Source organism: Desulfovibrio psychrotolerans (genome assembly GCF_013340305.1).
In the GTDB taxonomy this organism is placed as follows: Bacteria; Desulfobacterota; Desulfovibrionia; order Desulfovibrionales; family Desulfovibrionaceae; genus Halodesulfovibrio; species Halodesulfovibrio psychrotolerans.
The window spans coordinates 175,173-197,791 of record NZ_BLVP01000002.1; the positions used below are offsets into that span (position 1 = coordinate 175,173).

Below are 22,619 nucleotides of genomic sequence, written 5' to 3' on the forward strand. Positions count from 1 at the left end.
CCCGGTGCGAAATTCGCACCGGGGGCGTTTTTTTTGGGATGGGAGAAAGGAGGATCAGCTGTCTGACGCTTCCAGCGCACGGATGGCGGAGCGAAGTTCGCCCGCCTGCCCTGCGAGTTCCTGCACTGCCTGCGCAGCCTGAGCCATGCCTTCTGTGGTTTCGTTGATGATGGTGGAAACTTCGTCAATGGCGCGGTTAATCTGCTCCATGGCGGCGGATTGTTCTTCTGCTGCCGTGGCGATGCCGGAAATCTGGCCTGCCGTGGTTTCCGCCAGATCGACAATGGCGGCAAGGGCCTGACCGGAGTCGTTTGCGCGTTCGTTGGCGGCTGCCACGGCGCTGACCGCCTGTTCCACGTTGGCCATGTTTCTGGAGGTGGCGGCCTGTATGCTGTGGATGCGTTCGCCCACCTCTCTGGTGGCGGTCATGGTCTTTTCCGCCAGTTTGCGCACCTCGTCCGCCACAACGGCGAAACCGCGTCCTGCGTCACCCGCGCGGGCAGCCTCTATGGCGGCGTTCAGGGCCAGCAGGTTGGTCTGGTCCGCTATGTCTGAAATGACGTTGAGCACCTGCCCGATGGATTCTGCCTGCTGCCCGAGGTCGGTCATGTCTGTCCGGAGCGTAGCGGCGGTATGGTTGACCTGGCTGATGGCGGCGATGACCTGATTGACCACGGACGCGCCGTGTTCCGCCTTGTCGCGCGCGGAGCCGGAGCTTTCTGCCGCGTTGGCGGAGTTTCTGGCAACCTCCATGACCGTGGCGTTTATCTGCTCCATGGCTGAGGCGGTTTCCTGCATGCGGTCGCGCTGCACCACAGACCCGGCATTCACCTGATCCACCTGTGCCGCCAGTTGGTCCGCAGCGGAGGAAACCCGTTCGGAGACGGCATTGGCCTGTCCCGCCGTGGAGTGCATACGTTCCATAAGCCCGGCGATTCTGGCCTGCTGCTCCTGCGCCTGTGCCAGTGCCTCGCGGGCGTGAGCCGCCTGTTGTGCGGCCTCTTCTCCCTTGTTGTGCGCCTCTGCCATCTGGAGTTTGAGATTCTGGACCATGGTGGCAATGGCGTGTTGCAGGGCGGCTATTTCTACATTGAAGGGGCCTTGGGCTTTGGCATCCAGATCGCCGCCCGCCACCTTTTCCGCGTAGGCGCGGATGCGGTCCATGGGGAGCAGCAGCTGGATGCGCAATACGGCCAGCGTGGCGGCAAGAACCACTGCCAGAACGGCACCGCCCGCCATGAGCAGGGCGTTGCGCAGGTGGGTGATGGTGGCGAAGGCTTCTGACTGGTCCACTTCCGCGATGAGTGCCCAGCGGGTGTCTTCTACCGGGATGGGGGCGTAGGAGGACAGGACCGGGTTGCCGTTGTAGTCCACGATGATGCCCGTATCGGCATTGCCTGCCAGTGCCTCACGCGAGGCTGTGGTGTCTACCTTGCCCGTTTCCGGATTGCGGAAGGAGGCGACCACGCCGTGATGTTCCGGGTCCAGATAGGAGTCGGAGCGCATGAGCAGGTCCGGCCCCACCAGATAGGTTTCGCCTGTTTCGCCCAGTCCCGCACGCAGTTGCATGAGCGCGTTGAGCCTGTCCAGCGGTATCTGGAGGATGGCTATCCCCGTCATTTCGCCTTCGTAACGGACGGGGGCGGCGATGAATGCGGCGGGTGCACCTGCCGAGGGAGCGTAGGGGCTGAAATCCGCAAAACCCACATCACCCGCACCGCCAGAACCGCTCTGGCGAGCCTTTTGCCACGCGCGGGCAATGCCGCTTGTGGCCAGATGGCTTTTGATGAGGTTCAGACCAAGGTCTGATTCTCTGGCAACGCTGAACAGGATGCGTCCTTCAAGGTCGGTGAGGAAGGCATCGTAGTAGCCCTTGTCGGTAACGTAGGAACCGAAGATATCCACGGCGTCCGCATGCAGGGGGGCATACCAGCGCGATTCCACATCAACGGTGTCGCCCTTCATGCCGCCGTAGCCGTTGGCAAAGGCGATGAAGGCGGAGAGGGAGTCTGCGGCAAGGCGCGAGGCGGCGAATTCCCGGATGTCGCTCCGCCATGTGCCTATCATTTCCTGCGCGGCGTGGCGTTTGACCTCGCGGATGGAAACCAGTTGGGCGTATGCCTTATCCTCAAGGCTTCGCGCTGCTGTGCCGTATGCGTAGTAGCCCATGCCCACAAGCGGCAGCATGCCTATGAGCAGGCAAAAGACTGTCATCTTCAGTTTGAGTGTTATTCCAGCGATCATGCAGGCTCCCGAATGTCTGTGAAACTGCCGGACAACAGCCGTAACCGGAGGGCAAGGCGCGATATGCCCGGCAATGTTCTGTAAGATTTGTGCTGTTGCATAGCCACTTCCCGCGTACCGCATGCGGGAATAATGGCTTTAAGATGTCTGCGGAGTGCTACTACCATTCAGGGCTGTGCGGAGCAATGGTTTTATGCCGTTACTACGGTGATTGCGCGGTGCGTTGTTTTGCATGCGGAGAATTGCGGAAGGCGTCATTCGGATGAGAAAAATTTGATGCTTTGGTGTTGCGTTTTCAGGCGCCCGTGAATGGCTGAGCGCCGTTGCTGTGTCCGCAGAGTGCCCGGAAGGGCAGGGTGCGCCCCCGTGCGCGGTCGTTCACGCCCGGTGAGCGGCGGCTTTTGTCCGTTCATCCTTCCGCCAAGCGCATTGTGCCGTTCACCGAAGAACACGTGCGCTGTTGTTTTTTTCTGCCATAGTGCTTTCATGCACAGACCCTGCAGGATTGTCCGGCAGGGAGGCTGGCGGGGGATGAACCTGTAGCAAGCGAGGTGCCGCATGAAACCGGATATGAAGGCGTATTGGAGAACGAACATCGGTTACATGGTTGTACTCATGTCCATATGGGCATTGGTCTCCTATGTGTTCGGCATTCTGCTTGTGAATGAGCTGAACACCATCCGCATGGGCGGGTTTCCGTTGGGATTCTGGTTTGCGCAGCAGGGGTCCATCTATGTCTTCGTCCTGCTCATCTTTGTCTACTTCCTGCTCATGCGCAGGTTGGACCGCAAGTACGACATTGACGAGTAGCATCCGCTGACGGCGCAGAGATACTAAGCATCGGAGGGACGAAAATGGGCATACAGACGTGGACATACATTATGGTGGGCGTGACCTTTGCCCTGTATATGGGCATTGCCTGGGCAAGCCGCGTGCGAGACACCAAGGGGTTTTACGTGGCAGGCGGCGGGGTGCCGCCGCTGGCAAACGGCATGGCAACCGCCGCGGACTGGATGAGCGCCGCCTCGTTTCTGGGCATGGCGGGGCTTATCTCGTTTTACGGGTACGCGGGCTGCATGTATCTGATGGGCTGGACAGGCGGGTATGTGTTGCTGGCGTTGCTCCTTGCGCCCTATCTGCGCAAGTTCGGCAAGTTTACGGTGCCGGATTTTGTGGGCGACCGCTACTACTCCGGCACGGCGCGGCTGGTGGCGCTGGTGTGCGCGGTGTTTGTCTCGCTTACCTATGTGGCGGGGCAGATGCGCGGGGTGGGCATTGTGTTCAGCCGCTTCCTTGAGGTGGACGTGAATACCGGCGTGTTCATAGGCATGGCCATTGTGTTCTTTTACGCCGGAATCGGAGGCATGAAGGGAATAACATGGACGCAGGTGGCGCAGTATGTTGTGCTTATCGTGGCGTTTCTTATCCCTGCCGTGGCCATTTCGATGAAGATAACAGGTGTTGCCGTGCCGCAGATAGGCTTTGGTTCCACCATTGCCGCCGGGCCGGATGCGGGCGTGTATATTCTTGAAAAACTTGACCTCATTGCCACTGATCTGGGGTTTGCCTCGTACACCACAGCTTTCGGGCCCGGAAGCAAGAGCATGATTGACGTGTTTGCCATTACCATGGCGCTGATGGTGGGCACCGCAGGGCTGCCCCACGTGATCGTGCGGTTTTACACGGTGCCGACGGTGCGCGGTGCCCGGCTTTCTGCCGTGTACGCCATTCTGTTCATCGCCATTCTGTATACCACGGCACCGGCCATAGCCGCCTTTGCCCGGTATATCCTGATCAATTCGCTTAACGACGTGGCGTATACGCAGGCTCCTTCATGGTTCAAGAACTGGGAGAAGACGGGGCTTATCGCATGGCAGGACAAGAACGGGGACGGCATTGTGCAGTACAGGGCCGGTTCGCCGTTTAATGGCAAGCCTGCCTTTACCGGCGAGCTTGGCCCGGACGGGCAGCGGCTGGTGAAGAACACGCCGCTGGACGGCCCCAACGAGCTGTTTGTGGACCATGACATCATTGTGCTGGCCAACCCGGAAATAGCCAATCTGCCGCCGTGGGTTATCGCCCTTGTGGCGGCGGGCGGTCTGGCTGCGGCGCTTTCCACTGCCTCCGGCCTGCTGCTGGTTATTGCCTCCAGCATTTCCCACGACCTGTATTACCGTATGATCAACAGGCAGGCCTCGGAAAAGCAGCGGCTGCTCCTCGGGCGCATTATGATAGGCGTGGCGGTGTGTGTGGCCGGATACTTCGGCATCAATCCGCCCGGATTTGTGGCGCAGGTGGTGGCACTTGCCTTCGGGCTTGCGGCGTCATCGTTCTTCCCCACGCTGGTGCTCGGCATCTTCTGGAAGCGCGCCACCCGTGAAGGAGCCATTGCCGGCATGACCAGCGGCATAGGATTTACCATGCTCTACATCGTACAGACCAAGTTCATGGGCATGGCCCCGTGGTTTATGGGCATCAGCCCGGAAGGCATAGGCACTGTGGGCATGCTGGTCAATTTTGTGGTATGTATAGCGGTGAGCCACATGACCGCGCCGCCTCCGCAGTCGGTGCAGGATATGGTGGAATCCATACGCATACCGCGTGGTGCGGCGGCGGCCATTGATCACTAGGGTCACCGGGGAATGAAGACGGCAGTACCGCCCGGTTTCCGTGGCGACCGCGTAGACCGTGGCTGCCAAGGCTGGCGGGGGCAGTGAGATACCGAAGATACGATACCCGCAGTACCGAAAGAGCGTGTCCCGTGCCTTGTGCACTCCCAAACCGGGCAGGGGCGGATTGTATCCGCCCCTGCCGAACGGGATGCCGCAGACGGTGCAGGCCGCGCAGATGGCAAGGAGAAAACCATGACCGACCCTTCCCGGCAGCCGCAGCTTGCTCTGGATTTTCTGCGTGCCACCCTGCCGTTCAGCGAGCTTGCGCCGGATGTGCTGGAGTGGCTGGCCAAGGCGTGTTCCGTGGACTTTATGCCCGCCGGAACACGCCTTTTTGAGCGCGGGCGGACAAGGCCGGACAGGCTGTGGCTGGTGCAGAAGGGGGCGGTAAAGCTCTCCTGCGCCGAAAGCGCGCCTGAAGCGGGAGGTGGGGGCGATGCCCTGAGCGGTGCGCCGGTGAGTGCCGCATCGGCAAGCGGAGGCGTGCAGGGGGAGGAAACCCTTACGGACGTTCGCGGCGAGGGTGCTTCCGTGGGGGCGGTGGCGCTGATGGATGGCGGTGCCGCCACGGCGGACGTGGATACGGTGGAAGATACGTTTTTCATCACTGTTCCGCGTAAGGTGTTTCTGGAACTGGTGGAACGTGAGCAGGTGGTGGCCCAATATTACCTGAAGGGGCTGCCGGAGCGGTTCATATCCAAAGCTTTTTCCGAAATGCGGGTGCGCTGCGAGGGGCTGGCGGACGAGAAGGGGTTGTATCTCTTTGCCACCCGTGTGGGCGACCTTGTCTCACGCCCGCTGGTGACCATGCCGCGGAGTGCCTCGCTCAGGCAGGCGGCTGCGCTCATGGTGGAACAGGAGGTCGGGTCGCTGCTTATTCGCGAAGACTGTGAAGGAGGCGGGGAGTCGGCAACCGGTATGGTTCCGGAGGATGCGGCGTATGACTGTGCTGGGTATTCCGGCGGGTCGCTGCTGGGGGGGGATGATTACCGGGAAGAATTGCGGGAACTTGGCACATTGGCAGTGCAGGACGAGAGGGTGGAGCCGGGGGAGACTGCGCCGGGGCAAGGCGGTGCGGAGGGGCTGGGCGAGATCATAGGCATTGTCACTGATTCGGACCTGCGCAAAGCGGTTGCCATGTGTATGGACTACGCCGCGCCGGTGGGCACCATCATGAATTCCCCCGTGGTGGCGGTGGACGCGGAACGCCCGTGCTTTGACGCGCTGCTGGAGATGATGCGGCGGCAGATACATCATCTTGCCATAACCCGTGACGGGGAAATTGCCGGGGTTATCACCGCGCACGATATTATGGTTATGCAGGGGCGCACGCCCATGTCGCTGTTCCGCGAGATACTGCATCAGCGGACGCTTGCGGGACTGCATCCGCTGGGCGCACGGGTGGTGTATGTGGCGCGGGGGCTGGTGGAGGAAGGAGCCCGTGCCGGTTCCATTACCCGTATGATAACGGTCTTTAATGACCTTATTCTGGAGAAGGTGCTCTCGCTGCTGCAACGGGAGCTTGGGCCACCGCCGGTGCCGTTCTGCTGGATGTGCATGGGGAGCGAAGGCAGGCGCGAGCAGACGTTTATGACCGATCAGGACAACGCGCTGGTAATGCGCGATACGGAAGACCCCGTGGTGCGCCGTGCGGCGGAAGTGTATTTCCGCGCCTTTGCGGAGCGGGCCGTGGAGCATCTGGACGCCTGCGGATTCCGCCGCTGCCGGGGGGACATTATGGCGAGCAATCCCCGGTGGAGCATGGATGTAGGGGGCTGGAAGCGGCAGTTTGCCACATGGATACGCAAGCCTGAGCCGCAGGAGGTGCTGAATGCCTCCATCTTCTTTGATTTTCGTGCCGGGTACGGACGTGCGGATTTTGTGGACAGCCTGTGGGAGCAGGTGCTGGCGGACAGCCGGGCCAACGAGATGTTTCAGCGGCAGTTGGCGGCGGATTGTCTGCGCATGCGCCCGCCGCTGAGTTTTTTCCGGAACTTCATAGTGGAAAAAGACGGGCAGCACCGCAACACGCTGGACCTGAAAAAGCGCGGCGGGTTGCCGTTTGTGGACTTTGCGCGGGTGATGGCACTGCGGTGCGGACTGCGGGAAACCAATACGCTGGACCGTTTTCTGGCACTGGAGGCGGGCGGGCATGTTCCGGCGCAACTGGGCAGGGAGGCGCGCGATGCCTACGAGTTTGTCATGCACCTGCGGCTGGTGCATCAGGTGGAGCAGATTGAGCGCGGCGAACCGCCGGATAACCACATAGACCCCGCGCGGCTGACCGACCTTGAGAAGCAGACGCTTAAGGAAGCGTTTGCCGTGGCGGTTAAGCTGCAATCGTTTTTGAAGGATGTTTTCCATATGCACATGGCCTGACGGGCCGGTGCATACGTTTTGCCATCGGATAAAGGGGATGAGTCATGATGCCACACGCGACACACACCACAACCGGGAAACCAGCAGCAACCCCGGCCCCCGTAACGCCCCCGGCCGCTCAGGGAATGCGCGAGCGGTTCCGGCACTGGCTGCACGGGCTGCGGGGCGGAGGACACCCCCTGCTGCGGGAGAATCGGGAGCGGTTTGCATCGTTTGATCAGGATCGTCCGCTGGAGGACTACACCTTTGTGGTCATGGATACGGAACTGACCGGACTGAATCCGCGTTCGGACGAGATCGTTTCTGTGGGGGCGGTGCGGGTAAGCGGTCTGCGCATTAACCCTTCGGACATCTTCCATGCCATGGTGCGACCTGGAGGGGCCATGCACAAGCCCGCCACGCTGGTGCACCGCATCACGCCACAGGCGGTGGCGGACAAGCCGTCCATTGAGGAGGTTCTGCCGGATTTTTTGGAATTTTGCGGGGATGCACTGCTTGTGGGGCACCATGTGGGGCTGGATATGGCGTTTTTGAACCGTACCACGCAGCGGCACCTGGGCGGGACGCTGCATACCCCGTGCATTGACACCATGCGGCTGGCGCAGGCGTGGGAGCAGGAATGCTGGGAAAATTCCTTTGATCCGTTCCAGCCGAGTATATCGTACAACCTGCGCGACCTTGCGGACCGTTACGGGCTGCCCCGGTTCCGTGAGCATGATGCGCTGGAGGACGCCATGCAGGCGGCGTATCTGTTCGTGTATCTGGGGCGCAAGATGCGCGGCGGTTCCATACGCACCCTGCGCGACCTGTTCATGGCAGGGCGCAGTTGGCGGTGGTATATGTAGGTGGCTGCTTGCCTTTTTTGAATGGTCTGTGGAAAATGGTTTTTCCCACAGGCCGCATGGCGCAGGGGATGCGGTCACAACGGGGTGCAGGGCGGAATTGACCGCCGCTGCGCTTTCCCGTATGTCGTGCCGAACATGCCGATTTACCCGCGCGGTTGCCGCGCGATGCCGCATACACGAGCATTCCCAACAGGACGAGCATTTCCATGAGCAACACCCCTTCCTCTCCCTCTTCTTCCTCCGGCACCGGCAGCGCCGCCGCAGGTGCGGATGCCAAAAGCCCGGCCGGTCTGGACTTTATCCGGACCATTATTGCGGATGACAACGCCACAGGCAAATATCAGGGGCGCGTCCATACGCGTTTTCCTCCGGAGCCAAACGGCTACCTGCATCTGGGGCACGCCAAGTCCATCTGCCTGAACTTCGGCATTGCCGGGGAGCATGAAGGCGGCAAGTGCAACCTGCGCTTTGACGACACCAACCCCGTGAGGGAAGATGTGGAGTACGTGGATTCCATTCAGGAGGACGTGCGCTGGCTGGGATTTAGCTGGGATGACAGGATGTTTTATGCATCCGACTATTTTGAGCGCCTGTATCAGCTGGCCGAAAAGCTGATCATGGACGGCAAGGCGTATGTGGATTCCCTTTCCGCAGAGCAGATACGCGAATACCGGGGCACCCTGACCGAGCCAGGCAAGGAAAGCCCCTACCGCAACCGCCCGGTGGAGGAGAATCTGGACCTGTTCCGCCGCATGCGGGCGGGCGAATTTGCGGACGGTGCCCATGTGTTGCGTGCCAAGATAGACATGGCATCGCCCAACATGGTGATGCGCGACCCCACCCTGTACCGCATCCGCAAGGCGCACCATCATCGCACCGGCGACGCATGGTGCATCTACCCCATGTATGACTACACGCACTGCATCTCGGACTCCATAGAGGGCATTACCCATTCCATCTGCACGCTGGAGTTTGAGAACAACCGCGAACTGTACGACTGGACCTTGCAGACGCTGGGACTGTACCGCCCGCAGCAGATTGAGTTTGCACGGCTGAATCTTACCTATACCGTGCTTTCCAAGCGCAAGCTCATCCAACTGGTGACGGAAGGGCACGTGCGCGGATGGGACGACCCCCGCATGCCCACCCTTTCCGGCGTGCGCAGGCGCGGTTTTCCGCCGGAAGCGTTGCGGGAGTTCTGCGCCCGCATAGGCATTGCCAAGGCGGATTCCATGGTGGATTACGCGCTGCTGGAGTTCTGCGTGCGCGAAAAGCTGAACGCCGTGACGCCCCGTCTTATGGGCGTGGTGGACCCCGTGAAGCTGGTTATTACCAACTACCCGGAAGGGCAGTTTGATACGTTTACCATGCCCCTGCACCCGGAAGACGAAAGCTACGGAAACCGCACTATGCGCTTTGGGCGCGAGTTGTGGATTGAGCGCGACGACTTCCGGGAAGAGGCTCCCAAGAAGTTCTTCCGCCTTACGCCGGGGCAGGAAGTGCGCCTGCGTTACGCCTACTACGTTACCTGCACAGGTGTGGTGAAGGATGCCGAGGGCAACGTGAAGGAAGTGCACTGCACCTACGACCCGGAATCCAAGGGTGGTTCCACCGAGGACGGACGCAAGGTGAAGGGCACCCTGCACTGGGTTTCCGTGGCGGATGGTGTGCCTGCGGAAGTTCGCCTGTATGAGCCGTTGTTCCTGAAGGAGAACCCCAATCAGGTGGAAGAGGGCAAAACCTTCATCGACTATCTGAACCCGGATTCCGAAAAGGTGGTGACCGCCTATGTGGAGCCGCATCTCGCCACCTACGGGGCGGGAGAGCGGGTGCAGTTTGAGCGGTTGGGGTATTTTTGCATGGACAAGGATGCCCAGCCCGGAAAGCCGGTGTTCAACCGCACCGCCACACTGCGCGACAGTTGGGCGCGGGTGGAGAGGAATCAGGGATAGCGCCGGGATTCGGCGATGAGCAGAAAAGCAAAAGGCCGTCCGGGATCGGGCGGCCTTTTTTGCGGCGTTACGCCTTTTTGAGGAAGCAGGTCTTGAGGACCAGTGTGGTTTTGCCGGTGCGGCATTCCACCTCTTCGGGCTTTCCGGTCAGGCGGATGCCCTTCATCACCGTGCCCCGCTTGAGGTTGAGGGAAGACCCCTTCACTTTCAGATCCTTTATGAGCATGACGGAGTCGCCGTCTTGCAGTGGTGCACCGTTGCTGTCTTTCACATCCATGTTCACATCCGTAATGAGCCTTTGCGGCTCTATTGCTGTTGGCGGCGGCCGGGGCCTGCCGCATGCGGTGGTGTCTGTATCCGCGCAACGTAGCACCTTGCCTGCTGCCGTGCAATGCGCGGGGCATGGCCTGAACAGTCTTGGAAGCGCATCCCTGACAGGTTGCTGCGGACAGGCCGACAAGAACAGAGAAGCCCTGCCATAACAGGCCGGGAATGCTATCTTTGCCATGGCAGGCGTCCATAACAGGCCGGACATGCAGGTATGGCCTGAGCAACACCGACAGAGCGCAATGGCAGGGCGCAATGGCAGAACGCAATGGCAGAACGCAATGGCAGGGATTGGCATACGCGGTCCATGCGGTGTATGCTCCGGGCCGCACAGCGAAAACTATCATGGAGCATGCCGCATGGAACTGACGCACCGACCATTTCTGGAATCTGACCTGCCTGCCGTGTGCGCCTTTCCGCGTGACCCGCAGGAGTTGTACTTTATGTTCCCCAAGGCCGTGTATCCGCTCACGCAGGAGCAGTTGCGGGCTGCGGTGGCCGCCCGCGCGGAGGCCACGGTGGTGCTGGCAGAGGGCGCGGTGGCGGGGTTTGCCAATTTTTATGAATGGGAGATGGGCGGGCGCTGCTCCATGGGGAATGTTATTGTCTCCCCGGCGGTGCGCGGGCGCGGCGTGGCGCGGTATCTGGTATCGCGCATGGCGGAGACGGCGTTTACGCGGTATGACGCCCGTGAGGTGGCGCTGTGCTGCTTCAGCACAAACACCCCGGCCCTGTTGCTGTATACGCGGATGGGCTTTACGCCCTATGCCGTGGAGGAGCGGGTGAACTGGGACGGGAGCCGCATTGCCGCAGTGATGATGCGACTTGCGCGGCAGGGCTGAGCCTGACGGCAGTGCCGCATTTCGTGTGGGTAGCAGAATGCCGCGCTGTGCGTGAGTGGATGAATGCCGCGTTGCGTGAGGGTGAAAGATGGCGTCTTTTATGTATATGCCATGCAGAATGCCAGATAGCATATGAGGCGCAGCACAGCGCTGAATGCAAAGAATGATGTCTATTTTTATGAAGATATATGAATGCCGCATTGCACCGGAACGGCATGGATTGCAATTACTATAAACGGGCAACCGCACAGGAAGGATTGTATGGACGGTTTTACCTTTTGCGCACCCACCAAGGTGGTGTTCGGGCGCGATACCATTCCCTCGGTGGGCGGGCACATTGCCGAACATGGTGTGAGCCGCGTGTTGCTGGTGTTTGGCGGCGGTTCGGTGCGACGCAACGGGGTGTATGACGCGGTGACGGCATCGTTGCAGGCGGCAGGCGTGGCGTGGGAAGAGTTCTGGGGGGTGCAGCCCAACCCGTCGCTGGCGCAGGTGGAGGCGGGGGTGGACAAGGCCCGCGCCTATGGGGCGCAGGGGGTTCTGGCGGTGGGCGGCGGCAGCGTTATCGACTGCGGAAAGGCCATTGCGGCTGGATGTTTTCTGGACGATTACTGGACGTATGTGGAAACGCGCAAGCTGCTGCAAAAGGCTTTGCCCGTGTTTACGGTGCTCACGCTTTCCGGCACGGGCACGGAGATGAACGAGAAGGCTGTGATCACCAACGAGCCTGAGGCCAAGAAGTGGTCGGTGAGCGGATTGTGCATTTGCCCGCGTGTGACAATCATAGACCCGCAGGTGCAGGCGGATGTGCCGTGGCACCTGACCATGACGGGTGGCATAGATGCCATGACGCACGTGATGGAGAATTATTTTCGCGGCAGGCTGGCGGATGCGGCAACGGGGTTTTTCCATGAGGAGACAACGTTGCAACTGAACGAGGGGCTGCTGCGCGGCATTGTGCAGTCGCTGAACGTGTTGCAGCGCGACCCGGCACATTACGGGGCGCGTGCAAGCCTTGCGTGGGCTGCCTGCTGGGGGTTGAACGGACTTACCGTGGCCGGGCTTTCCGGCGGCGACTGGACATCGCACGCGTTGGAGCATGCGCTCAGCGGGCGGTATCCGCATATTCCGCATGGCGCGGGGCTGGCGGTGCTGTTTCCTTCATGGATGGAAGAGGTGTGCGATGTGGCCCCTGCGGTGTTTGCCCGGTTTGCCCGCACGGTGTGGGGTGTGGGGCAGTCCGGCGGCGAGGCCGCAGGCGTTGCGGGGGCCATGGACGCGGACCCGCAGGCGATGCGTGCCCTTGCCCGCGAGGGAGTGGCCGCCACCCGCAGGGCCTTTGCCGCGTGGGGAGCACCTGCTGATCTTTCCCACTGGGGCGTGACCGCGGAGGATGTGCCGGAGATGGTGCGCAACGCCTTTGGTTATCGCGCTCTGGGCAGGCTGGTGCCGCTGAACGAGGAGCAGGTGACGCGTATATTTATGCGGGTGCTGTAGTTTGCGTAGTCGGTTCGCCGCACAGGGCCTGCTGTTCTGCCTTGAGCTGTCCGCAGGCGGCCTTGATGTCTGCGCCCTTGGACTTGCGGATGATGGCTGTGATGTTTTTTGACCACAGGACCTGTTCAAAGGCCAGCACTGCCTCTTCCGTGGGGGCCTTGTAGGGGTCGCCTTCCGAGGGATTGTAGATGATGAGGTTCATCTTGCCCTTTGTGCGCGAGACAAGGCGCACCAGTTGCTGCGCGTGTTCCACGGAATCGTTTACGCCGCCGAGGAGAAGGTATTCGAAAGTGATGCGTTCGCGCGTTTTGAGGGGGTAGTTCTCCAGCGCGGTGATGAGATCATTCAGATGCCAGTTGGCGGCTTTGGGCATGATCTGCTTGCGCAGTTCCTGCGTGGGCGCGTGCAGCGAAACGGCCAGATAGGCAAGGCCGGATTCGCCCAGTTCCCGCAGTCCCTTTTCTATGCCGCAGGTGGAAACTGTTATGCGGCGGGGGGAGAATTGCAGCCCCAGCACGCTGTTCAGGCTTTCCAGACTGCGCATCATCTCGCGCATGTTGAGCAGCGGTTCGCCCATGCCCATGAACACCAGATTGCGCAGGGTGGGGTTTGCGGCATCGTCTTGCAGGTATTCGCGCGCCACCAGCACCTGCCCCAGAATTTCTGCCATGGTCATGTTGCGCTCGAAGCCCATGGTGCCTGTGGAGCAGAAGGTGCAGCCCATGGCGCAGCCCACCTGACACGAGAGGCACTGCGTGAGCCTGCCGTTGGAGCCGGGGATGAGCACTGTTTCTACCAGTGCGCCATCGCGCAGGCGCAGCAGGAACTTGGTGGTGCCGTCTGAGCTTTTCTGCATGGTCACCACCTCCGGCCACACGATTTCGGCATGCTCTTTGAGCATGGCGCGCGTGGCCTTGGACACGTTAGTCATCAGGTCGAAATCGCGGGTGTATTTGTTCCACATCCATTGCCATAGCTGCTTGGCGCGGAAGGCTTTTTCGCCGCGTTCCACCAGAAAGGATTCCAGTTCCGAGAAGGTGAGGTTAAGAATATCGACCATGCAATGCTCCGAAGAATGTGGGAAGGATGCGGCCCGCGCGGTGTGGGTGGAGTGGGCGGAAGATGTGCCCGAACAGTTGCGGGCATCGCGGGGGCCTGTTCCGCTGTGCCGGATTGGTACGGGAAAAGGGGGATGTGTGCAAGGAAAAAGGGGCGGGCGGCAGGGGGCGTGTCTGCGTGCGGGGCTGTGTGTCGGGTGGCATGTAGCTGCCTGCTCCGCTTTTATGCGGTCTGCCTTGTTGGAAGGAGCGGGAGAAGTTGCGGCGGTCTGACCGGATTTGCCGTGCAGCGGGACGTGCGCGGCGTGCGGTGCTCCGGAGGCTTACGCCGTTGGTTCAGGGGTGTGCAGCTGCCTGCGGATGCGGGCGTAAGCCTGTTCCGCATCGAATACAGCCTGCGACCAGTGGCGGTTCTGTTCGGTGATGAGCAGATTCAGGTAGTGGGCGTTTTTGTGCGCATCGTGCATGTGGTTCAGGCGGATGTTGTGGAATTGCAGCAGTGCCCGCCATATGTGGCGGTAGGGCTTGTTGCTGCGCATGGTGAGGGTGTAGCCATCGAATGATTCCGGAATGTACTGCGGGGGCGTGTTCGCGGCGCGGTTTCCCGTGGCGTAGAGCAGATAGTTTGTGGTGAACAGATTGCGGAAAAGATCCTGCGTGGTCTGCTTATCCAGCCCGTATGCCTTTTTGATGGTTTCGCCGTCGTGCCCGAGGTGGTCCATGAACGGGGTGTGGTCGAAATAGTACTGGTCAATGCTCAGGCTTTTCAGCTTTTCGCCGTAGTCGCCGTCTTCGCAACCGTATAGCCCGTAGTCTTCGCACCAGTATCCGGCGATATCGGAAATGGATTTGGGGATGAGTATGGCCCCGCCGGAAACGTGGGAGGTGGTGCGGGCGATGAGCCCCTGCCGATCGGTAACGTATTCCGGGTTGTGCATCTGGTTGTTGAGGTCTGCGCCCCACACGGCATCGCGCGGTGCCTTTTGCATGTGCAGGAGCACGATATCCAGCCATTTGGGGTTGCGGATGATGACATCGTTATCCAGCTTCATGTAGATGGGCGCGGGAATGAGCCGCCAGCCCACATTGGCGGCAACCGCCACCCCGTAATTCTTCTCCAGCCGGAACAGATATTCCAGTTGCCCCCGCTCCTTCATCTCCCGCAACAAATCCTGCGTTTCCGCATCGCTGCCGTTGTCCACGACCGTAAGCGTATGCGGATGCCGGGTGTTATGCCGCACCGCCTCAATCGTCCGGCGCGTCAGCTCCGGTCGGTTAAAGACGGGGATGGTTATGTTGAGGAGGGGCATGGGGTGCCTGTTGACTTGTATGAAGGTATGAACGCCTGAAAATATGCAAGTTTTCAAATGCCGAGTCAATGGTGGTGGGGCGAGTCTGGAAAGGGTTGCTGAAAAAAAAGAAAAGGCAATGTCAACTTACGTCGACAAAGCCTCCAGATTTTGGATAGGGTGTGTTTATTCGTTTGTCAATAAAGATTGATGCGGTGTTTGCGGGGAGATCTGGAGTGCCACCGCAATCGCTGGGTGTGTGCGATCTTGATGGCACGATGATGCGTTCTTCATTCTACAACTTGACTGATATGAAGCAGTTTATGGCATCATCTGCACTAATGGTTTTCTTTCTTGGGTATTCCCAGGTATAAATCTCGAAACTAGCTCTTGATCAACATCTTGTGCAATAAGAATATCAATAATGTTTTTTCTTTTATGCCCTGTTTGTTCCTCAATTTCATTAATTTTAATATTGTTGTCTATTAAAAGCGAAATGGCCTCGCTGAAAAGAGAAACTTTTTCTGTATCTGGTTCATTTGGTTCGTGTATACTTGTGCCTGAATATTTCATTTGCTTGATTGCCCGTATGTACGTTGAATCAGAAAAGATATTAAGTTGCTTTGCTCTGTATAGCATTGCGCCAATTGATAATTTCCAACGCTTTTTTAATTCTGAAAAAGCAGTATAGTTCCATCTCTTTGGGCATTCATCTTTGAATGACTTCCAAGGCATCAAGAAAGAGCTTGCAAAATAATTCGCCTCTTTCTCTTGTTGCATGCTTCCATCTGTATATTCATGCAATAGAAGATGCCCAATCTCATGCGCTATACTAAATAAAGCTCTGCTAGAGCTTTCGTGTGGGCACAATACGATTGTAGGAGTTTTTCCTGACATGCTCGAAAATGCATCTATAGAAAATCCATGTCCATTTTCAAGTTTTATTATTGTATATCCATTGCATTCAAGTGAATTTGTTAAGTTGCTTATTGGGCCAAATCCAAGGTTCAGTCTCTTTCGTAACTCAATAGATAGCTCTTCTATATCATATTGTGTTTGGGCTGGTGTTGATAAGTCTGAAATGTTATCCGATGGAAAAGATATCCCTCTTTTTTTGAAAAAATTAAAAACATCGGAGACTGCTTCTCCTTGTCGGATTAGCATTTTTTTTTGAGTTGCGCTTGCCTTGCGTTGCCCACGGAAGTGTATCCTAGAAATGTCAAAAGCTAAGAAGTCGTTTTCGTCTCTTGAAAGAAATTGAGGCTCAACGTTCAAAACTCTCGAAAGAGAAAAAAAAGTTTCTATGTCAGGTCTGAGGTCGCCTGATTCAATTCGCGAAATAGTTGCAGGCGTTTTGCGCAGACTTTCTGCGAGTTCCTTTTTGGTAACGCCTTTCAATTCCCGAGCATACGTTACCATGCTTGGGTTTAGCTTGTTAAGATAGTACTGGAGTCCTTTGGATGGCATGCTATTATTTCTTTACCGCCTCCAATCCCATTGCTCCCTCAAAGGAAACTTTGGGACGTGCGGGTTTGGGGCGTTCAGTTTCGGCCGGAAAAAGTGGCATTGAACTTGAGGCATTGAAAAGAGTAAGCAGGGGGTTACGAGTGAAACCTTTGGAGTCAATCCGTGGGTATATTTCGGAGAGGTCTGCTTTTACAAGCCCTTCTTCCGAATCAACATGGAAACCTACCATTAGTTTTCCCTGTGGAATGTATTGCTCAAAATCCGAAGTGAGTAAATGTTGATCTCTCTTTAAAGATTTTTTGAAAGCAATCGCTCCGTGGGGGATACCCGTTTCTGGCGGCACTCGGTAGCATCTAAATTCGGTCCCAGCAATATTAAAAATCAACGTATTGTTGGCGAAGGATATAAATTGCCTTAAGTCTTCGTTTTTTTGGCAAAGAGCCACAATCCTTTGGTGAGAAGAATCCCAGAATGTGCCCCCAAGCGTGTAATTCGTAAAGAAAGCACTGATTGCATATGCGCTACAAGCATCGTTTGCAGCTTCTTTGTAGTTTATGAGTAGGTGCGTGATGAAAAACTCAGCGATGGCATCTAGTGTGGAGGAGGAAAAGGTCGTGCTCAATAGAAAACTCCTTTGACTTATTTTTTTTGAAAAATTAACCATACGACTTGTTATTGTCAATAAGTTTTATCATATGAGCTGTGAAAGCTTTGAATTTAGAAAGCCCGAACGATTTCTCGTCCGGGCTAAATCTCAATAATTCTATGATTAAGGCCAATTACAACTTATACCCCTTCACCCACTCCACAGCCTCCTCAACCGAGTTCACCTGCCCGGCAATCTGAGCCGTGAGCAACGCATCTCGGATAATCCCCACATGGGGGCCGGGCTTCAGGCCGGTGGCCTGCATGATATCGCGCCCGTTGAGGTAGGGTTCCACCATCTGTTCCGGCGTATCCGCACGTTCCAGATACTTCATATTGTGATTGAACGAGGTGAGCGCCTTACCACGCGCCTTACGATCTGCACGGGCCATCTCTATGAGGCGCGGGTATTCATCCAGCGCACGGAACCTGCGGATGCCCTTATCCGTGAGCATGGAGTGGAACCGCAGATGATGCCGCACCAGATGGCAGATGAGGTCTATGTCTTCTGTGGGGAAGGACAGACGCGAAAGCAGCTTGCGCGTAACCTTGGCCCCCACGCGGTGGTGCTGGTAGAAGGTCCAGCGGTCGCCGTCGAATTCTGCCGTGAACAGCTTGCCCACATCGTGGAACAGCAGGGCGAGGGTGCCCAGCCAGTCGAAGGGGAGTTCTTCCGGATACCGGCGCATGGTGGCGATGGTGTGCTCCAGCACGGTTTCCTGATCGCCTTCATCATTCTTTATCTGCACCACGCGGGACAGGGCGGCTATCTCTGGCAGCAGGCCGTGCAGGAGCATGGAGTCGAACATCAACTGCACGAAATGCCACATGTTTTCCGCTTCCACCTTGCGCCACTCGTCCATGATGTCGCTTACGGCAACATAATCGAGAATACGCGAGCCGCCTTTGACGATGGCCATCCATGTGTTCTTTTCCAGCGGCAGGTCGAAGTTTGCGGCAAACCGCAGGGCGCGGATGCCCAGCAGATAGTTGCGGCGCAGGGTTTCATCCGGGATGCCTTCCAGCCGGATTTCGCCCACATGAAAATCGACGAACCCGTCATAGGTTTCGTAAGTGCGGGGAATATAGGGGCAGGCAAGGTGCGCAGGGAGCGAGCCGTTTTCTTCCAGCCGCTTGAGCAGGCGGGGGGTTATGCGCGCCAGTGTTGCTTCCGGGTGCGAGGCATCTTCCACATCGGCCGGGTAGAAGTGGAAGGTGATGCCGCCTTCCTTGAGCATGCCCAGTGAGCCGGTTTCCACACCCGGCTGCAGGCCGGGGAACAGCCGTGCGAGTTCTTCTGTTGGTGGTTCGCAGGCGATATCAATTTCCGCCTCGCGGCGGGGGCTGTAAAGTTCTTTCTGCAACATGGTATTGACCACATACGCATCGTACCCGTTGCGCATGATGGTTTTGCATATGCCGATGGCATCCTTGAAAGGCTGGCTCATTCATCCTCCTATGTCATACATCCCGCCTACTGCCAGACGGGATGGATGGTGCGTTCTGTTGCGGAAAGAATCTGCTTCACAGGGGAAGCTTCCGTTGTCAAGCGAATCGTGGCTGTTTGAACGGGCAGTTGCCCTGCTGCGCTCTGCCGGAAACGTGTGAAACACGTAGGATACAGCGCATATAACACCCTGTTCTGAAAAGACAAGCCTTAACCGTGCCTGTGACTGTGGAAACAGCGCGCTGCCGTATTACCCGCCAGTATGCCGGAAGGCTACACGACCCGCACGCCTCCTAGCCAATGCGCCTTGACCCTGCCGGTGAGCATGCGGCCAAGGAACGGTGTGTTTTTGCCCTTGGAGTGCATGGCATCCGGCGTGAGCACCCAGCGTTCTTCCGGGTCGAAGAGGAAGAAGTCTGCCGGGTCGCCGGGGGCGAAGCGGTTTACGGGCAGGTTGAAGATTTCTGCCGGGGCGTGGCACCAGCGCCGGATGAAGTCGTGCTCCGAGAGCACGCCATCGCGTACGAGGGTCCATGTGAGCGGCACGGCGCTGTCCAGCCCTGAGATGCCGTTGGGGGCCTCATCCAGCGTGCATTCTTTTTCGTGCTCGGCGTGGGGGGCGTGGTCTGTGACGAGGATGTCTATGGTGCCGTCTGCCAGTGCCTGCCGCATGGCTGCCACGTCCGCAGGCGTGCGCAGGGGCGGGTTTACCTTGGCCATGGGCGAGTAGTTGACCAGCTCTGTATCGTTGAGCAGCAGGTAATGGGGGCAGGTTTCTGCCGTGACCGGCACGCCGCGCTCCTTTGCCCAGCGGATGAGGTCCACCGACTGTTTGCAGCTTATGTGGGCCAGATGCACGGGAATTTGCAGGTATTCCGCCAGCAGGATATCGCGCGCGGCCTGCACGGATTCCGCCACCACGCTCTGGCCCTTGACGCCTATGCGCCCGCTGGTTTCGCCCTCGTTCATGTGGGTGTCTTTGGCAAGGGTGGGGTCTTCGCAATGGTCTATGACGATGAGGCCGCAGGTGCGGGCGTATTCCATGCAGCGGCGGAAGAGTTCCGCACCGCCTACGGGACGGCCGTCGTTGGATATGGCGGCGCAGCCTGCGGCTGCCAGTTCCGCCATGGGGGCCAGCTGCTTGCCTTCCAGCCCCACGGTGGCGGCTCCCACGGGGAAGAGGCGCGGGCCGTGAGGCCACGTTGCGCGGGCCTTGGCAAGCATGGATTGGGTGACGGAGGCGTTGTCGTTGACGGGATTGGTGTTGGCCATGGCCATGACAGCACCGAATCCGCCATGGGCGGCGGCGCGCAGGCCGGATTCTATGTCTTCTTTGTACTCGTAGCCGGGTTCGCGCAGGTGCACGTGGCAGTCTGCGAAGCTGGGGAAGATTTTCAGGCCCTGCGCCTCGTGCACGGCGGTATCAGCAGGGAAGGACCTGCGGGCCGCTTCGTGCGGGGTTACGGACTCCACCACGCCGCCGCGCACGGCGATATCCACTGCCTGCCCCAGATACAGGGCGTTGCGTATGATGAGGGGGCTGCTCATTTTGTGCCTCCGTCTTTGCGGGTTGCATGCAGAAAGAGAATGGCCATGCGCACGGCCACGCCGGACGCCACCTGCTCCAGCACCAGACTCTCCGGCCTGTCTGCAAGCTCGGAGGCTATTTCCAGCCCCCGGTTCATGGGGCCGGGGTGCAGCACCAGCGCGCCGGGATTGGCCATGGCCATATGCCGCGCGGTGAGGCAGTAGGTGGTGGCGTATTCGCTGAGGTCCGGGAGCAGGCCCGCCTGCTGGCGTTCCAGTTGCAGGCGCAGGCACATGACGGCATCTGCGCCCTGCACGGCCTGATCAAGCGAGGTGTGCACGGTGACGGGCCAGTTGTGCACGCCCGCAGGAAGCAGGGTGTGGGGGGCGCACAGGCGCACGCTGGCACCGAGCTTGGTGAGCAGCTGGACATTGGACCGGGCCACGCGGCTGTGCAGGATATCGCCCAGAATGAGCACTGTTTTGCCCGCGAAGCTCCTGCCCCAGTGGTTGCGCAGGGAAAAGGCGTCCAGAAGCGCCTGCGTGGGGTGGGCGTGCCAGCCATCGCCCGCGTTGACGATGGCGCAGTCCAGCCGTTCCGCCAGATACTGCGCCGCGCCGCTGGACCAGTGGCGGATGACGATGACATCCGGGTTCATGGCCTGCAGGGTGAGGGCGGTGTCTTTGAGCGTTTCGCCCTTTGTGATGCTGGAGCCGCTTTTGGTCAGGGCGAAGGTGTCGGCGGAAAGGCGCTTGCCTGCCACGTCGAACGAGGTTTTGGTGCGCGTGCTCGGTTCCGCGAAGAAGAGCACCACGCTTTTGCCCTTGAGGGTGGGCACCTTTTTGACGGGACGCCGGTTGATTTCGTGAAACTGCTCCCCGGTGTCGAGAAGATGGTTCACCTCGTCCAGCGAGAGCTGGGAGACATCCAGCAGATCCTTGTGAGGCCATGTGAAGCGATGTTTTTCTTGCATGTTGCGCACTCTGTTTGATGGGTCATGAAAAATCGTTAGGCAGCACGGCATAGCGGAACAGCTTGCCCGGTTCCAGCGAGCCCAGCGTATGCGAATGCCCCAGTATGCGGGCACCTTCCGCCGTGAGCATGCGCAGCAGGGCGGGAACGGGGATATGGTATTCGTCGCGCAGGACGCGGGCTTCGTTCCAGAGGTTGAGGTTGTGGTTGGAGGCGAGGCTGTCTGTGCCGATGCAGAGGGGGATGCCTGCCTCCATGAAGGACTGTACGGGGGGGCATCCCACCCCGATGAGGGCGTTTGACCGGGGGCACAGGCACACCGTGGCACCGCTGGCGTGTAACAGGGCGATGTCTGCATCATTGCAGTGCACGCAGTGTACGGCGAGGGTGCATTCGTCCAGCAGGCCGAGTTCTGCGGCATAGGACACGGGGCGCATGCCGGGGGCGGTGAAGTCTGCCGGGAGCACACGGCGGGAGAGCATGGCGTGGAGCGACCCTGTGCCGCGCAGCAGCATCTGCTCCTCGCCGGGGTGTTCCGCAAGGTGCATAGAAAAATGCCGCTCATGGGAGCGGCACCACTGTTTGGCCAATACCAGCGCGGCGGGATGTGTGGAATACAGCGCATGCCCGGCAAGGGCGGTGTTCCGCTTTCGGACCTGAGCGGGCAGAGAGGATGCGGCGGCGGGCCAGATGTTTTGCATATCTGGCCGGGGGGAAAAGGCGTAGCCGAAGACTTCCATCTGGTGTTCCACGTGCAGCCCGTGCCGCAGTGCCGCCTCGTGCACGTGAAGCGGGGCGGCGGAGGAGACATCTGCCGCAAGAACGGTGCCTGTGCGCACCATGGACGCCACGGCTTGATCCAGCGCGTGCAGGCGGTCTGCTGCCGGGACGGCGTCCGGCGCCATGAGGGGCAGCAGGGAGTCTATCCACGCCTCGAATCCCTTGCCGCAGGTTGCCCTTTCCGCAAGGTGGGAGAGTTCCAGATGGGTGTGGCAGTTCACCAGTCCCGGAAGGATGGTGGCGGGGCCGAGGTCCTGCGGAGAGAAAGGATAGGCGGCGCAGAACTCTGCGTAGGGGAGCACGTCTGTAATGACGCCGTGGTGCGCGACCACCACCGCATCGTCAAGGACGGGCGGCAGGGGGACCGGGTCGTGCGGTGCCGGGCCGTGCGGTGCCGGGTATGACACGGGCGATGCGGGGGCTGCATCGGGTGACGGGGCAGGTGACACGGGTGACGCAACGGGTGACGCAATGGGTGACGGAATGGGCGCACGGGAGGCGCTGCCGCAGGGACTGGGCCGCTGGTCGGCCATGGTCAGGACGCGCTTGGCGCGCACGGCTGTGAGCATGGTTCTGCCGGGTTGTATGCTTGAGAATCGGGCACACGCCCACACAGTTACCTCACATAATCCCCTCCGTTTGTAAAGGGCGGAGTGGGGGGACGCGGCAGATCAT

17 protein-coding genes are annotated in these 22,619 nt (G+C 59.3%); 7 read left to right on the top strand and 10 right to left on the bottom strand.

Annotated elements, in window-relative coordinates; translation table 11 throughout:
• Positions 1-54: 54 nt before the first annotated feature.
• Positions 55-2,244, bottom strand: a complete 2,190-nt coding sequence (locus tag HUV26_RS03665) for a methyl-accepting chemotaxis protein (RefSeq protein WP_174408752.1) — start codon at positions 2,242-2,244, stop codon at positions 55-57.
• 570 nt (positions 2,245-2,814) lie between these two features.
• Here HUV26_RS03665 and HUV26_RS03670 point away from each other — a divergent pair.
• The 5 genes from HUV26_RS03670 to HUV26_RS03690 all read left to right on the top strand — a co-directional run bounded on the left by HUV26_RS03670 (position 2,815) and on the right by HUV26_RS03690 (position 10,092).
• Positions 2,815-3,054, top strand: a complete 240-nt coding sequence (locus HUV26_RS03670; RefSeq protein ID WP_308483141.1) for a DUF4212 domain-containing protein — start codon at positions 2,815-2,817, stop codon at positions 3,052-3,054.
• Positions 3,055-3,098: 44 nt separating this feature from the next.
• The gene (locus tag HUV26_RS03675; RefSeq protein ID WP_174408754.1) at positions 3,099-4,874 is read left to right on the top strand and encodes a sodium:solute symporter family protein; all 1,776 of its coding nucleotides are present in this window, start codon (positions 3,099-3,101) and stop codon (positions 4,872-4,874) included.
• Positions 4,875-5,108: 234 nt separating this feature from the next.
• Positions 5,109-7,295 (top strand): putative nucleotidyltransferase substrate binding domain-containing protein, encoded by a 2,187-nt coding sequence (locus HUV26_RS03680; protein WP_174408755.1) that lies wholly within the window; start codon positions 5,109-5,111, stop codon positions 7,293-7,295.
• Between the two features lie 44 nt (positions 7,296-7,339).
• A complete protein-coding gene (locus tag HUV26_RS03685) occupies positions 7,340-8,140 on the top strand; it encodes a 3'-5' exonuclease (protein WP_243451246.1) in 801 nt (266 codons plus the stop codon).
• Between the two features lie 206 nt (positions 8,141-8,346).
• Positions 8,347-10,092: a glutamine--tRNA ligase/YqeY domain fusion protein gene (locus tag HUV26_RS03690; protein WP_174408756.1), complete on the top strand. Its 1,746-nt coding sequence runs from the start codon at positions 8,347-8,349 to the stop codon at positions 10,090-10,092.
• Positions 10,093-10,159: 67 nt separating this feature from the next.
• Here the strand turns inward: HUV26_RS03690 and HUV26_RS03695 are convergent, their stop codons facing one another.
• A complete protein-coding gene (locus tag HUV26_RS03695) occupies positions 10,160-10,369 on the bottom strand; it encodes an alkylphosphonate utilization protein (RefSeq protein ID WP_174408757.1) in 210 nt (69 codons plus the stop codon).
• A 409-nt stretch (positions 10,370-10,778) separates the two neighbouring features.
• On the opposite strand from HUV26_RS03695, the gene HUV26_RS03700 reads away from it, so the two are divergent.
• Together HUV26_RS03700 and HUV26_RS03705 are read left to right on the top strand one after the other, a co-directional pair.
• Entirely contained in the window at positions 10,779-11,261 is a 483-nt protein-coding gene (locus HUV26_RS03700) for a GNAT family N-acetyltransferase (RefSeq protein WP_174408758.1), read from the top strand.
• 261 nt (positions 11,262-11,522) lie between these two features.
• On the top strand, positions 11,523-12,758 hold the full coding sequence (locus tag HUV26_RS03705) for an iron-containing alcohol dehydrogenase (RefSeq protein WP_174408759.1): 1,236 nt from the start codon (positions 11,523-11,525) through the stop codon (positions 12,756-12,758).
• On the opposite strand, the gene rlmN is transcribed toward HUV26_RS03705, so the two are convergent.
• The 8 genes from rlmN to HUV26_RS03745 all read right to left on the bottom strand — a co-directional run bounded on the left by rlmN (position 12,742) and on the right by HUV26_RS03745 (position 22,513).
• Positions 12,742-13,818 (bottom strand): dual-specificity RNA methyltransferase RlmN, encoded by a 1,077-nt coding sequence (gene rlmN, locus HUV26_RS03710; protein WP_174408760.1) that lies wholly within the window; start codon positions 13,816-13,818, stop codon positions 12,742-12,744. The genes HUV26_RS03705 and rlmN overlap by 17 nt on opposite strands.
• Positions 13,819-14,139: 321 nt before the next feature.
• Positions 14,140-15,126, bottom strand: coding sequence for a glycosyltransferase (locus HUV26_RS03715; RefSeq protein WP_174408761.1), 987 nt, complete (start codon positions 15,124-15,126; stop codon positions 14,140-14,142).
• Between the two features lie 300 nt (positions 15,127-15,426).
• Positions 15,427-16,572: a helix-turn-helix domain-containing protein gene (locus tag HUV26_RS03720; RefSeq protein WP_174408762.1), complete on the bottom strand. Its 1,146-nt coding sequence runs from the start codon at positions 16,570-16,572 to the stop codon at positions 15,427-15,429.
• A gap of 4 nt (positions 16,573-16,576) precedes the next feature.
• Positions 16,577-17,194 carry a hypothetical protein gene (locus HUV26_RS03725; protein ID WP_174408763.1) on the bottom strand — a complete coding sequence of 206 codons (618 nt, stop codon included), beginning with the start codon at positions 17,192-17,194 and terminating at the stop codon, positions 16,577-16,579.
• Positions 17,195-17,351: 157 nt separating this feature from the next.
• Complete coding sequence (locus HUV26_RS03730; protein WP_174408764.1) at positions 17,352-18,665, bottom strand: HD domain-containing protein; 1,314 nt, start codon at positions 18,663-18,665, stop codon at positions 17,352-17,354.
• A gap of 272 nt (positions 18,666-18,937) precedes the next feature.
• Entirely contained in the window at positions 18,938-20,212 is a 1,275-nt protein-coding gene (locus HUV26_RS03735; RefSeq protein ID WP_174408765.1) for a dihydroorotase, read from the bottom strand.
• On the bottom strand, positions 20,209-21,165 hold the full coding sequence (locus HUV26_RS03740) for an aspartate carbamoyltransferase catalytic subunit (RefSeq protein WP_174408766.1): 957 nt from the start codon (positions 21,163-21,165) through the stop codon (positions 20,209-20,211). Before HUV26_RS03740 ends, HUV26_RS03735 begins: the two co-directional genes overlap by 4 nt.
• A gap of 22 nt (positions 21,166-21,187) precedes the next feature.
• Positions 21,188-22,513 carry an amidohydrolase family protein gene (locus HUV26_RS03745; RefSeq protein ID WP_174408767.1) on the bottom strand — a complete coding sequence of 442 codons (1,326 nt, stop codon included), beginning with the start codon at positions 22,511-22,513 and terminating at the stop codon, positions 21,188-21,190.
• Between the last annotated feature and the right edge of the window lie 106 nt (positions 22,514-22,619).

What these genes read in the sequence shown, in the direction of transcription:
- HUV26_RS03685 (WP_243451246.1), top strand. Translation starts at nt 7,340, where the DNA reads ATGATGCCACACGCGACACACACCACAACCGGGAAACCAGCAGCAACC.
- HUV26_RS03720 (WP_174408762.1), bottom strand. Translation starts at nt 16,572, where the DNA reads ATGCCATCCAAAGGACTCCAGTACTATCTTAACAAGCTAAACCCAAGC.
- HUV26_RS03705 (WP_174408759.1), top strand. Translation starts at nt 11,523, where the DNA reads ATGGACGGTTTTACCTTTTGCGCACCCACCAAGGTGGTGTTCGGGCGC.
- HUV26_RS03715 (WP_174408761.1), bottom strand. Translation starts at nt 15,126, where the DNA reads ATGCCCCTCCTCAACATAACCATCCCCGTCTTTAACCGACCGGAGCTG.
- HUV26_RS03670 (WP_308483141.1), top strand. Translation starts at nt 2,815, where the DNA reads ATGAAGGCGTATTGGAGAACGAACATCGGTTACATGGTTGTACTCATG.
- HUV26_RS03675 (WP_174408754.1), top strand. Translation starts at nt 3,099, where the DNA reads ATGGGCATACAGACGTGGACATACATTATGGTGGGCGTGACCTTTGCC.
- HUV26_RS03735 (WP_174408765.1), bottom strand. Translation starts at nt 20,212, where the DNA reads ATGAGCAGCCCCCTCATCATACGCAACGCCCTGTATCTGGGGCAGGCA.
- HUV26_RS03690 (WP_174408756.1), top strand. Translation starts at nt 8,347, where the DNA reads ATGAGCAACACCCCTTCCTCTCCCTCTTCTTCCTCCGGCACCGGCAGC.
- HUV26_RS03700 (WP_174408758.1), top strand. Translation starts at nt 10,779, where the DNA reads ATGGAACTGACGCACCGACCATTTCTGGAATCTGACCTGCCTGCCGTG.
- HUV26_RS03680 (WP_174408755.1), top strand. Translation starts at nt 5,109, where the DNA reads ATGACCGACCCTTCCCGGCAGCCGCAGCTTGCTCTGGATTTTCTGCGT.
- HUV26_RS03730 (WP_174408764.1), bottom strand. Translation starts at nt 18,665, where the DNA reads ATGAGCCAGCCTTTCAAGGATGCCATCGGCATATGCAAAACCATCATG.
- HUV26_RS03665 (WP_174408752.1), bottom strand. Translation starts at nt 2,244, where the DNA reads ATGATCGCTGGAATAACACTCAAACTGAAGATGACAGTCTTTTGCCTG.
- HUV26_RS03695 (WP_174408757.1), bottom strand. Translation starts at nt 10,369, where the DNA reads ATGGATGTGAAAGACAGCAACGGTGCACCACTGCAAGACGGCGACTCC.
- HUV26_RS03740 (WP_174408766.1), bottom strand. Translation starts at nt 21,165, where the DNA reads ATGCAAGAAAAACATCGCTTCACATGGCCTCACAAGGATCTGCTGGAT.
- rlmN (WP_174408760.1), bottom strand. Translation starts at nt 13,818, where the DNA reads ATGGTCGATATTCTTAACCTCACCTTCTCGGAACTGGAATCCTTTCTG.
- HUV26_RS03745 (WP_174408767.1), bottom strand. Translation starts at nt 22,513, where the DNA reads ATGCTCACAGCCGTGCGCGCCAAGCGCGTCCTGACCATGGCCGACCAG.